The following is a 12146-nucleotide window of genomic DNA, read 5'->3' as shown; positions in this document are numbered from 1 at the left end:
ATGTCGGCTCCCTGCTTTTATATTTTAACGCATTATCGATGGAAAGAGTACAGTTTTTTTCATCACGTCGAATATTCCTCTCGGCGTAATGCGGATATAAGGCAGGTGTGTGCTCTGCAAAAAGAGCAGCGTATAGATCGGATCGCAGAATCGGTAGCCCCGCTCCTCCAGCAGCGTCCTCAGTTTTTGCTCTTTCTCAAGCACTTCTTCATACTTCTCCGCGGATGCAGAACCGTTTAAGGCGAGGGGAATCTCATGAAGAATCTTCCCGTTTTCGGCAAGCACGATTCCGCCGCCGATTTCTTTCATCCGTGAGAAAGCGAGCAGGATATCTTCTTTATTTTTTCCGGCAGCGATAATATCTCCGGTTGTCGTGTAGGAACTGACAAAGCCCTGCACCCGATCGGCAAAACCTTTCAGCATTGTATTGACCCGCCATTTTCCATGCTTATCGAGAAGCGTGAGATAGCATTCATCATGATCAAAAGAAAGCTGGTCAACAGAATTATCAATCGCAATCATATACGGCTCCATAATGACCGCGTTGCGCATCGTCACACCCATCGGCATTGAAAACTGTAAATCATCCATCGTCATATCATATGAAAGCTCAAGAGGGACGAGACCGCCCTTTTTCCAATCCGTTTCTGTAAACGCATTCATATTTCGGCCGTCTTCTTTCAGCAGGATGCCTTTGGAGATCACCGTGACCGGGTCAGGATTCATCGGGTCATCGAGAATGTTCAATGAAGCAAGCCGTCCCGGACCGACCACACCGAGATAGTCGTCCATCTGATAATACTTCGCGATATTAAAGGAGGCCATATTGTAGGCATCGATTGCCGGAACTCCTTCCTCCAAAGCGATTTTGATTAATTCATTCGTCATGCCGCCTTTATAAAAATGCGGCGTCGCTCCATCCGTCGTGTAGAAGAAATGATCATAATGCCGGAAGCCTTTTTGATGGAGATCCTGCAAAATCGTTCTCAAATCAGGGCGGATGGATGAATGTCTGAGCGAAACATAGTAGCCCAATTCAAGCCGTCTCATCACCTCGCCGCCATTCATCGCCTCGTGGTCGGAATCAGCTCCGAACAGTTTCATCTTCGTCAGTGTTTTTTCAGAGGCTCCGGGAAAATGCCCTTCTATCCGCTTGCGCAGTTTCTTTGTCGCCTGCATGCAATGAAGCATCAGGTCATCGCCGTCCATGAGGCGCGGCCATCCGGTCAATTCTCCGCCTTGAATGACATCCGGGTGCTCAATCCATTGCTTTCGAACATCAAAAGAAAGAAGCTGATCCTCATTCAGCACTTCAGTCTGCAGATCATATCTGGACCACCAGAAATATTGCACCGGCTGTTTTTTCAGTTCTTCCAATATAGTAAGCGCTTTCTTTTTACCGCTGTGCAAAAGAAAAAACAAGTTATCATTAACAAACGTCGTTGTTCCGAATTGAGACACATATTCGGCGAGCGTTTGGGGATTATATATTTGAAAAGGATGTGTATGCGGTTCAATGTAACCTGGCACAATGTATTTTCCTTCACAATTTATGGTATGAATGTGCTCTGCTGCATCAGGAAGCTCATGACCAACATATACAATTCGATCTCCGTAAATCCAGACATTCTTTTTCAGCCATTGTTTTAAAAAAGGATTTAATACGAGAGCATCCCGTAAAAGTAGCGTTGGAAGCAGCTTTGAGTCTACAACATCCGCCTGTGATCTGATGTCTTTATTTTTCCAGTTAAAGGTGCGTTCGGACATTCACATACTCTCCTTCGCTTATATTAGACCCATCGTATCACATCCGCACAATTATCGCACGGCTAAAACGTTACAAATTATTGAAGATGAATGAAAAACTTTTTCTAAGGGAGCTGAAATGATGAAACCGAATATCAGTTTATTAAATGCCGTTATGCGCATCACTTGCGGCCTCACCATTTTGTCTGCTGCTTCAGCGAAATACACGAGAAAACCTTGGTGCAAGATGCATCTCTTCTGTATGATGATGGGCGCGATGAAAGCGGCGTCCGGCATCCTCCGCTTCTGTCCGGCGACATATATGTTCCAAACCGGAATGAATCAGGATGACAGCCATCAGCAAGAAAAATAACAAGCCGTTTCGGCTTGTTATTTAATTTCTCCTGTCCCGCGAGTCTAAGAAGAATCCGTCTATACGCCGGAGGACTTCATCGATGCCTGCGTGTCACACGGCAAGCCGACAGTCTTAGTCGTCTTTTCAGAAGAAAACCCGCATCTTATATGACGCGGGGTTTTCCTCTTTATCGCTGCGATGCTTTCAGCGCACGGGCGCCGATATCGCTTCTGTAAAACAGTCCGGGTTTTGTCAGCCCTGAAACGGCGCTGTACACTTTATCTCTCGCCGCTTCAAATGTCTCAGCAAATGCCGTGACATTGGCGACCCGGCCGCCGTTTGTAACAAATTGTCCGCCGTCTTTTTTCGTTCCGGCATGAAAAACGGCGATCCCGTCTTCAGCGGACGTCAAACTGCCGATCGGCGTCCCTTTCGCATAGCCTTCCGGATAGCCTTCAGAAGCCAGCACAACGCTGACTGCGGCCGTATCCTTCCACCTTAGGTCAACATCCTTCTCATGCAGAAGATCTAAGAGCACCTGAATGAGGTCGGATTCCATTCTCGGCACGACGACCTGTGTTTCCGGATCTCCGAAGCGCGCGTTGAATTCAATGACTTTTGATCCGTTTTCCGTCAGAATCAGCCCCGCGTACAGCACGCCCGTGAAGGAGCGCCCCTCTTTTACCATTGCTTTTGCCGCCGGCTTCACAATCGTTTCGACTGCGCTTCTGACGATATCATCGGAAATGTGCGGCACTGGTGAGTAGGCTCCCATTCCGCCCGTATTCGGCCCTTTGTCTCCATCGAAGGCGCGTTTATGATCTTGAGCGATGACCATCGGATAGACGGTCTCCCCTTTTACAAACGCCATTAAAGAAAATTCTTCGCCGGCGAGGAACTCTTCAATGACAACAGATGCGCTCGCCTCCCCGAATTTCTCATCCTCAAGAAAATCGTGCAGGCATTCAATCGCTTCTTCTTCCGTCATCGCGACCGTGACACCTTTTCCGGCGGCAAGCCCGTCCGCTTTAATGACAATCGGCGCGCCTTTTTGCTGCACATATGCTTTCGCCTCTTCAAATGAAGTAAACGTCTCATACTCCGCCGTCGGAATGCCGTATTTTTTCATTAAATCCTTGGCAAACTGTTTGCTCCCTTCAATGATTGCCGCTTTTTCAGACGGTCCGAAAACAAGCAGTCCGGCTTTTTCAAACTCGTCGGCTATCCCTTCAATCAGAGGAACTTCGGGGCCGATAATCGTCAGGCCGACATGATGTTCTTTCGCAAACGCAATGAGTGCGGCATGATCGCTTTCTTTAATGTTGACCAGCGTCGCGCAGTCTGCCATACCGTCATTTCCGGGCGCGGTGTACACCGTGTCAACAAGCGGGCTTTGCGCCGCTTTCCAAGCCAATGTATGCTCTCTGCCGCCTTTTCCGATAATCAATACATTCACGCTTCGTTCCCCCTCTTAATGTTTGAAATGTCTGATACCGGTGAATACCATGGCGATGCCGTATTCATCCGCTTTTTTAATCGAATCTTCATCGCGGACCGATCCGCCTGGCTGGATAATCGCCGTGACACCGGCTTTTGCGGCTTCTTCGACTGTATCCGGCATCGGGAAAAACGCGTCTGATCCGAGCGCGCTGCCTTTTGCTTTTTCTCCGGCCTGCTCAATGGCGATTTTAGCTGAACCGACGCGATTCATCTGCCCTGCTCCCACACCGACCGTCATATGGTCTTTTGCAAGAACGATCGCGTTGGATTTCACGTGTTTGACGACTTTCCAGGCCAACTTCAAATCTTCCCATTCCTGCTCGCTCGGCTCTCTTTTTGTCGGGATGCTGATGTCGGCGTCATCAAATCCATGGACGTCTAAATCTTGAATCAAAAGGCCGCCCTGTACGGATGTCAGCTGTTTTTCTTTCTTCCCTGATGCGGACACGTCAAGCGTGAGCAGACGAAGGTTTTTCTTCGCCGTCAGTACGTTCAGCGCTTCTTCACTGAAAGAAGGGGCGATAATGATTTCTAAAAAGATGCCGTGAAGGGCTTCAGCCGTTGCCTGATCAACTTCACGGTTCAGCGCGATGATGCCGCCGAAAATGGAGGTTTTATCAGCTTCATACGCTTTATTGAATGCTTCCTCAATTGAAGCTCCCGTACCGACTCCGCACGGGTTCATATGTTTAACGGCAACAGCTGCGGGTTCTGTAAATTCCCGGACGATTTGAACGGCCGCATCCGCGTCCTTAATATTGTTGTAAGAAAGCTCTTTCCCGTGAAGCTGTTTTGCCGCCGCGATGGAACCGGAGACGGGAAGTGCGCTTTGATAGAAAACAGCCTCTTGGTGAGGGTTTTCACCATAGCGGAGCGATTGTTTTTTCTCAAATGTAACGGTGAATTGCTCAGGGTCTTTCTCACCGGCCTCGCGTGTTAAGTAATCAGCGATTAATGCGTCGTATGCCGCGGTATGGCGGAATACTTTGGCCGCAAGCTCGCGTTTTCTTTTAAGCGAAACACCGCCGTGTTCTTTAATCTCATTGAGCACGGAGCTGTAATCGGCCGGATCTGTGATGACCGTCACATCCTGATGGTTTTTCGATGCGGCGCGCAGCATGCCGGGACCGCCGATATCAATGTTTTCTATCGCTTCATCGTATGTTACGTCTTCTTTCGAAATCGTTTCTTTAAACGGGTAAAGGTTGACGACCACAAGGTCAATGGGGGCAATGCCATGCTCATTGATCTGCGCCATATGCTCTTCATTGTCTCTTACGGCAAGCAGTCCGCCGTGAATATTAGGATGGAGCGTTTTTAACCGTCCGTCCATAATTTCAGGAAATCCGGTCACTTCTGAAATGCCGATGACATCCACACCGTTTTCCTGAAGAAGTTTTTTTGTTCCTCCGGTCGAAATGACTTCGACGCCGAGCTCTGTCAGTTCCTTTACGAAAGGTACGAGATTTGTTTTATCAGAAACACTGATTAGTGCGCGTTTGATTGTCATGCCTTTTCACCTCTGTTATTTAGTCCCAGCAGCTGTTTCACAACGCTCGGATACCATTTGTGCTCAAGCTCGTGTATTGTATGCTCTATGTTTTCAAGCGTATCGTTTTCCTGTATTTCGAATGCTTTTTGCGCGATAATCGGTCCGGTGTCCATGCCTTCGTCGACGTAATGAACGGTAATGCCCGCCACTTTCACACCGGCCCGATACGCCTGTCCGACAGCGTCAATCCCGGGGAATGCCGGAAGAAGCGAGGGATGTATATTAATAATGCGGCCCCCGTATGCTTCAAGCAGCGTATCTCCAATCAGTCTCATATAGCCGGCGAGAACGATTAATTCCGCCCCGTGCAGGCGCAGCTGTTCAATAACGGCCCGTTCAAAGGCCGCTTTGTTTTCAAAAGATGACGGTTCAAAGGCGAATGACGGAATGTGTAAAGCCTCCGCCCTTTCCACCGCCTTTGCCTGAGGCTTATCCGTCACGAGAAGCGAGAGCTCCGCATCCCACTTCTCTTCTCTCATGCGTTTGGCAATGGCCTCGAAGTTCGATCCGTTTCCTGAAGCAAATACCGCAAACTTTTTCATGAAAGAGCCGCACCGCCGAAAGAAATGCCTTCGCCCCGCTTGACCCGGCCGATCAAATAAGCCTTCTCGCCCTGAGCTTCAAGCGTGTCGATAACGTCTGTCAAGTCCTCTTCTTTAACGGCAAGGACAAAACCGATGCCCATATTAAAGACATTGAACATTTCTTCTTCTTTCAGCTTGCCGTGCTCCTGCAGAAACGGAAAAATCGGCGGGATCGGCCATGATCCGTGATCAATTTCCGCGCTCAATCCGTCCGGCAGCATCCGCGGAATGTTCTCGATGAATCCTCCGCCTGTCACATGCGCCATGCCGTCCACCTTACCGCTTTTCACCGCCTTGAGCACCGGCTTCACATATATTCTCGTCGGTTCCAGCAATTCTTCTCCGAGAGGACGCGCAAACGGTTCATAGACAGTATCCAAATCAAGTCCGCCGTCATCAAGAAGCACTTTTCTCACAAGGGAAAACCCGTTGCTGTGAAGGCCGCTTGAAGTAAGTCCGATTAAGAGATGTCCCTCTTCGATATGTTCACCGGTGACGATTTCGTCTTTTTCCGCGACGCCGACTGAAAAGCCCGCAATATCGTATTCATCAGCCGTATACAGCCCCGGCATTTCCGCCGTCTCACCGCCGATAAGCGCTGATCCTGACTGCTCGCATCCGTCCGCCACGCCCTGAACGATCTGCTCAATTTTTACCGGATCGGCCTTGCCGACCGCTAAATAATCAAGGAAAAACAGCGGCTCCGCTCCTTGGGCAAGCACATCGTTTACACACATCGCGACCGCATCGACGCCGATCGTGTCATGCTTATCCATTGAAAATGCGAGTTTCAGCTTGGTGCCGACACCGTCTGTTCCGGAAATTAAAACAGGCTTTTGATACGGAAGCTCTGACAGATCAAACATTCCGCCAAAACCGCCCAGGCTTCCCATAACGCCGAGCCTTTTCGTGCGCTCCACGTGTTTTTTCATTCGTTTGACGGCTTCATACCCGGCTTCGATGTCAACTCCGGCATTTTTATAAGCATCAGACATCCCTATCACTCCTTATCAATTCGTTTCTCCTTAAAAGGCAGAAAGAGAAAGGCAGCCTGAATTCCCGCTGCCTTTATGTCATTTTCAGATTTTATTTTGTCAGCACCGCTTCTTTTACGTGAGGAAGCACTGTATCCTGATAAATTTCCGTCGGATATTTGCCCGTAAAACAAGCGAGGCATTGTCCGCAATTGGTGTCTTCAAATTTTCGGCCGACTCCTTTTAACAATCCGTCTACACTTAAGAAAGAAAGCGTGTCAGCACCGATGATCTGGCGGATTTCTTCCACGGAATGAGAAGAAGCGATCAGCTCCTCATGGGTTGATGTGTCGATGCCGTAGAAGCACGGATGAGCGATCGGCGGTGAACTAATTTTCACATGCACCTCTGTCGCACCCGCTTCTCTGAGCATCGTGACAATCCGGCGGCTTGTCGTCCCGCGCACGATGGAATCATCAACCATGACGACCCGTTTTCCTTCGACAACACCGCGGACGGCGGACAGCTTCATTCTGACGCCTTGCTCACGGAGAGCCTGTGACGGCTGGATAAACGTTCTGCCGACATAACGGTTTTTAATGAGACCGAGTTCGTACGGGATGCCCGTTGCCTCGGCATAGCCGATGGCCGCAGAAATACTGGAATCAGGCACGCCTGTGACGACATCCGCTTCAACCGCGGACTCCTGGGCAAGCATTTTTCCGAGGTTTTTCCGGGCGCTGTGCACGTTAATGCCGTCAATATTGCTGTCAGGCCTTGAGAAATAAATGTACTCCATGCTGCAGATGGAACGGTTGATATTCATGGAGAAACGCTCTGATTTCATGCCTTCATCATTGATGATCAGCATTTCGCCCGGCTCTACCTCGCGAAGGTATGTCGCGCCGACCACATCGAATGCGCATGTTTCTGATGCGACGACGTAAGCATCGCCCATCATGCCGATTGACAGCGGTCTGAGTCCGTTCGGGTCAAGCGCTACGATCATTTCTGTTTCAGTCATGATTAAAAAGGCATAAGCGCCTTTCAGCATAGATAGCGAATTTTTGATCTGATCCTTCAGCGAAAAGTGTCCGCTGCGTTTAATCAGGTGAGCCAGCACTTCCGTATCGGAGGAAGTCTGAAAGATGCTCCCTTGGTTTTCAAGCTGCTGCTTCAACTGTGTGGCGTTGACCAAGTTGCCGTTATGGGCGAGCGCGAGGCTGCCGTTGTTTTGCGAACGGAATAGGAGCGGCTGGACATTTTCATATCCGCCTCCGCCTGCCGTCGCATAACGGACGTGCCCGATCGCGCCTTTTCCCTTCACTTTGCTCAGTTCGCCGTTTTGAAAAACCTCGGTAATAAGCCCCTGTCCTTTATGCGCCGTCAGTTTTTCACCGTCAGTTGCGACAATTCCCGCGCCTTCCTGTCCTCTGTGCTGGAGGCTGTGCAGGCCGTAATATGTGATCTGCGGAGCTTCTTCATGTCCCCAGATGCCAAACACACCGCATTCTTCATTCAGGCCTTTGATTTCAGCAAGCATGGAATAGCTCCTTTCCACGCGCGCTCAAGTTCTTTCGTTTGCGCGTGAACCAATTGTTGTCCGTCCTGGTTTTGAATCGCCAGAAGTCCGTCAGCCGTTACCTCACCGATATGAACCGCATCGGCCACAGCCGCTTCAAACGCCTCATGGTGTTCTTTTTTCACTGAAACGACGAAGCGGGATTGAGATTCAGAGAATAATAATGCCGCTTCCCCTTCTACAGTCACGTTGGCGCCAAGGTTTTCCGTCGTCATGACGCTTTCTGCAATCGCTACGCCTAAGCCGCCTTCAGACACATCATGCGCTGATTGAACAAAGCCTTTTTTAATCGCGTCAAGCAATGCTTTTTGGCGTGACAGCTCTATATCAAGATCGATTTGCGGCGCTTTGCCGTAAATGCGCCCTTCTGTCATTTTTTGCAGTTCGCTTCCGGCAAACTCAGGTTTTGTTTCGCCGATCACGTATACAAGATCCCCCGCTTGTTTGAAATGCTGTGTCGTAATATGAGCGGTATCTTCAATTAAGCCGACCATGCCGATAACAGGCGTCGGGTAGATCGCCGTTCCGTTCGATTCATTATAAAGTGATACGTTACCGCCGATGACGGGAGTGCTGAGAACATTGCACGCCTCGCTGATGCCGTCGGCCGCTTTTTCGATCTGCCAGAAAATTTCAGGTTTTTCCGGGTTTCCGAAATTCAGATTATCCGTGACCGCAAGCGGTTCGGCGCCTGAGCATACGATGTTGCGCGCCGCTTCGGCAACGGCGATTTTCCCGCCTTCTTCAGGATCAAGATATAAATAACGGGCGTTGCAATCCGTCGTCATCGCCAGCGCTTTTTTCGTGCCGCGGATTCTGAGCACTCCCGCGTCAGAGCCCGGAGCGACCACCGTATTTGTGCGCACCATGTAGTCATATTGATCGTACACCCACTCTTTGCTGGCAATTGTCGGCTGCTGCAGCAAGGCAAAAAGCGTCTCTGTCCCATCTTTTACTTCAGGCGCGGGAACTTCTGTTTCCTGAAACTCGCGGTAGTACGCGGGTTCTGCTGACGGCTTGTGGTATACAGGCGCTTCTTCCGCCAGCGCGTCAACCGGAAGCTCGCAAACAACCTCTCCGTTATGGCGGAGGCGGAGCATTTTATCATCCGTAACATGACCTACGGAAACCGCTTCAAGATCATATTTATCAAAAATATCGACAATTTCCTGTTCACGTCCGCGTTCAATGACGAGAAGCATGCGTTCCTGAGACTCGGAAAGCATCATTTCGTAAGCGGTCATACCAGTTTCCCGCTGCGGAATGAGATCAAGGTTCATTTCAATGCCTGAGCCGGCTTTGCTTGCCATTTCAGCACTCGAACTTGTCAGACCGGCCGCCCCCATATCCTGAATGCCGACTAAGGCGTCGCATTGGATGACTTCTAGGCATGCTTCCAGGAGAAGTTTTTCCATGAAAGGATCGCCGACCTGCACCGCGGAACGTTTTTCTTCAGATGAATCTGACATTTCTTCCGATGCGAAAGTAGCGCCGTGTATGCCGTCGCGGCCCGTTTTAGCGCCGACGTACATGACCGTGTTGCCGACACCTTTCGCCTGGCCTTTTTTAATATCTTTATGATCAATTAAGCCGACGCACATTGCATTGACAAGCGGATTTCCCTCATAGCTTGCGTCAAACTGCACTTCTCCGCCGACCGTCGGAATTCCGATACAGTTTCCGTATCCCGCGATTCCCGCCACTACTTCTTCAAACAAGTACTTCACACGAGGTGAAGTGAGCTCACCAAATCGAAGAGAGTTTAATACAGCTATCGGACGGGCGCCCATTGAGAAAACGTCACGGATGATGCCGCCCACTCCCGTCGCGGCACCTTGGTATGGCTCAATCGCTGACGGATGGTTATGAGATTCAATTTTGAACACGACCGCCTGATTGTCACCGATGTCAACGATTCCCGCGCCTTCACCGGGACCCTGCAGCACGCGTTCGCCGCTAGTCGGGAATTTGCGTAAAACCGGTTTTGAGTTTTTATAGCTGCAGTGCTCTGACCACATGACGGAAAAAATCCCGATTTCCGTGTAGTTCGGCAATCTTCCGATAATAGATTCAATGAGTGCGAACTCGTCATCACTGACACCCATTTGCTGATAGAGTTTCTCTTCTTTTATTTGTTCTTTACTTGGTTCAAGCAGTAGCGACATGAGTTTCCCTCCAATTTTTCACGATAGACCGGAACAATGTAAGACCGTCTGCGCTGCCGAGCAGTTCATCGACTGCGCGCTCAGGGTGAGGCATCATGCCTAATACGTTGCCTTTCTCATTCACGACGCCGGCAATGCCGCTGACGCTTCCGTTAATATCGCCGCCGTATGTGAAGGCGATTTGATTGTTTTCTTTTAATCTTTCAAGCGTTTCGTCATCACAGTAGAAATTGCCTTCGCCGTGGGCAACCGGAATCGTAATCGATTGTCCTTTTTCATAGGAAGATGTGAATAACGTACCGCCGTTCTGCACGATTAATTCAACCGGTCGGCAGATGAACTTTAAATCTTTGTTGCGTCTCATCGCGCCGGGCAGAAGTCCGAGCTCCTGCAGAATCTGGAATCCGTTGCAGACGCCGAGAACCGGTTTTCCTTCGGCAGCCGCTTTTTTCACAGCCGGCATGATGTTTGCGAATCTGGCGATGGCGCCGCATCTCAAGTAGTCGCCGTATGAAAACCCGCCGGGGATGAGCACGCCGTCAAATCCGTCAAGGCTTGTTTCCTCGTGCCAGACATACTCGACTTCTTCGCCGAGTTCGTCCTTTACGGCGTGGAACATATCAATATCACAGTTGGAGCCGGGTAACACAATCACCGCAAATTTCACTGTGCGACAACCTCCTCAACTTCATATCGGTAGTCTTCAATGACTGTATTGGCAAGGAGCTTTTCACACATTTCTTTCACGAGCGCGTCAAGATCGCGGTCAGATTTTTCAATCGTCAGCTCCATATATTTTCCGATGCGCACATCCTGCACTTCATTGTAGGTCATGCTGTGCAATGCATGCTGCACCGCGCTTCCTTGAGGATCGAGCACACTTTCTTTTAAGCTGACATAAACTTTCACTTTATACATTATGAAATGCCTCCCAGTCTTTTGAAAATCTCTTCATATGCGTCGGTTAAGCTTCCCAGGTTCCGTCTGAACAAATCTTTATCGAGCTTTTCGTTTGTGTCTTTGTCCCACAGACGGCACGTGTCAGGAGAAATTTCATCCGCTAAAAGAACCCGTCCCTCTGCGTCTAAGCCGAATTCCAGCTTAAAATCTATTAATCTGACGCCGCAGTCTTCAAAAATATGCTGCAGCTCTTGATTCACCTGTTTTGTAATCGATTTGATCGTTTCCACCTGCTCAGGAGCCGCCGCTTTTAAAAGCCAGATATGATCTTCTGTGATGAGCGGATCGCCGAGTGCGTCATCTTTATAGTAAAATTCGATAATCGGCTGCGGAAGCTCTGTTCCTTCCGGGATGCCGAGGCGTTTCGACATGCTTCCGGCGGCAACGTTTCTGACCACGACTTCAAGGGGAATGATGCTCACTTTTTTGATAAGCTGCTCTGATTCTGAAACACGCTCCACAAAGTGGTTGTCAATTCCTTTGGCGTGCAGATGTTTGAAAATCAGGCTTGAAATTTCATTGTTCAGACGGCCCTTTCCGCTGATCTCCGCTTTTTTCTCACCGTTAAAGGCTGTTGCGGAATCCTTGTAGACCACGCGGAGAATCTGTTCGTCTTCAGTTTGATAAATCCGTTTCGCTTTTCCTTCATAAAGAAGATTATTGTTCACAATATTCACGGAAGGCCTCCTAACCCGAATGTTGGGAATATTCAATCTATGGCGGCTGAA

At 49.5% G+C, this 12146-nt stretch carries 11 protein-coding genes; 1 reads left to right on the top strand and 10 read right to left on the bottom strand.

Going from position 1 to position 12146, the window contains the following annotated elements:
• Positions 1 to 24: 24 nt before the first annotated feature.
• The gene (locus D5S11_RS13020) at positions 25 to 1767 is read right to left on the bottom strand and encodes an adenine deaminase (RefSeq protein ID WP_108725132.1); all 1743 of its coding nucleotides are present in this window, start codon (positions 1765 to 1767) and stop codon (positions 25 to 27) included.
• A gap of 121 nt (positions 1768 to 1888) precedes the next feature.
• Between D5S11_RS13020 and D5S11_RS13015 the strand changes: the two genes are divergently transcribed.
• Positions 1889 to 2119 carry a YgaP family membrane protein gene (locus tag D5S11_RS13015; protein WP_047935412.1) on the top strand — a complete coding sequence of 77 codons (231 nt, stop codon included), beginning with the start codon at positions 1889 to 1891 and terminating at the stop codon, positions 2117 to 2119.
• Between the two features lie 169 nt (positions 2120 to 2288).
• Here D5S11_RS13015 and purD read toward each other — a convergent pair whose 3' ends face one another.
• From purD to purC, 9 genes are all read right to left on the bottom strand, one after another.
• Positions 2289 to 3557 carry a phosphoribosylamine--glycine ligase gene (gene purD / locus D5S11_RS13010; protein WP_108725133.1) on the bottom strand — a complete coding sequence of 423 codons (1269 nt, stop codon included), beginning with the start codon at positions 3555 to 3557 and terminating at the stop codon, positions 2289 to 2291.
• A 15-nt stretch (positions 3558 to 3572) separates the two neighbouring features.
• Positions 3573 to 5111, bottom strand: coding sequence for a bifunctional phosphoribosylaminoimidazolecarboxamide formyltransferase/IMP cyclohydrolase (gene purH / locus D5S11_RS13005; RefSeq protein WP_032871757.1), 1539 nt, complete (start codon positions 5109 to 5111; stop codon positions 3573 to 3575).
• Positions 5108 to 5695 (bottom strand): phosphoribosylglycinamide formyltransferase, encoded by a 588-nt coding sequence (gene purN, locus D5S11_RS13000; protein ID WP_012116999.1) that lies wholly within the window; start codon positions 5693 to 5695, stop codon positions 5108 to 5110. The genes purH and purN overlap by 4 nt, the downstream gene beginning before the upstream one ends.
• Complete coding sequence (gene purM / locus D5S11_RS12995) at positions 5692 to 6732, bottom strand: phosphoribosylformylglycinamidine cyclo-ligase (RefSeq protein ID WP_015239317.1); 1041 nt, start codon at positions 6730 to 6732, stop codon at positions 5692 to 5694. Before purM ends, purN begins: the two co-directional genes overlap by 4 nt.
• Positions 6733 to 6823: 91 nt before the next feature.
• Positions 6824 to 8254 carry an amidophosphoribosyltransferase gene (gene purF, locus D5S11_RS12990; protein WP_007609856.1) on the bottom strand — a complete coding sequence of 477 codons (1431 nt, stop codon included), beginning with the start codon at positions 8252 to 8254 and terminating at the stop codon, positions 6824 to 6826.
• Positions 8230 to 10458: a phosphoribosylformylglycinamidine synthase subunit PurL gene (purL, locus tag D5S11_RS12985; protein ID WP_053104704.1), complete on the bottom strand. Its 2229-nt coding sequence runs from the start codon at positions 10456 to 10458 to the stop codon at positions 8230 to 8232. The genes purF and purL overlap by 25 nt, the downstream gene beginning before the upstream one ends.
• The gene (gene purQ, locus D5S11_RS12980; protein ID WP_007408898.1) at positions 10442 to 11125 is read right to left on the bottom strand and encodes a phosphoribosylformylglycinamidine synthase subunit PurQ; all 684 of its coding nucleotides are present in this window, start codon (positions 11123 to 11125) and stop codon (positions 10442 to 10444) included. The genes purL and purQ overlap by 17 nt, the downstream gene beginning before the upstream one ends.
• On the bottom strand, positions 11122 to 11376 hold the full coding sequence (gene purS / locus D5S11_RS12975) for a phosphoribosylformylglycinamidine synthase subunit PurS (RefSeq protein WP_003155758.1): 255 nt from the start codon (positions 11374 to 11376) through the stop codon (positions 11122 to 11124). Before purS ends, purQ begins: the two co-directional genes overlap by 4 nt.
• The gene (gene purC / locus D5S11_RS12970) at positions 11376 to 12095 is read right to left on the bottom strand and encodes a phosphoribosylaminoimidazolesuccinocarboxamide synthase (RefSeq protein ID WP_053104705.1); all 720 of its coding nucleotides are present in this window, start codon (positions 12093 to 12095) and stop codon (positions 11376 to 11378) included. The genes purS and purC overlap by 1 nt, the downstream gene beginning before the upstream one ends.
• Between the last annotated feature and the right edge of the window lie 51 nt (positions 12096 to 12146).

Source organism: Bacillus sp. L75, from assembly GCF_003676355.1.
Taxonomy (GTDB): Bacteria; Bacillota; Bacilli; order Bacillales; family Bacillaceae; genus Bacillus; species Bacillus velezensis.
The sequence above is the reverse complement of the archived record's forward strand: the minus strand, read 5'-3'. Positions and strand labels throughout refer to the sequence as shown.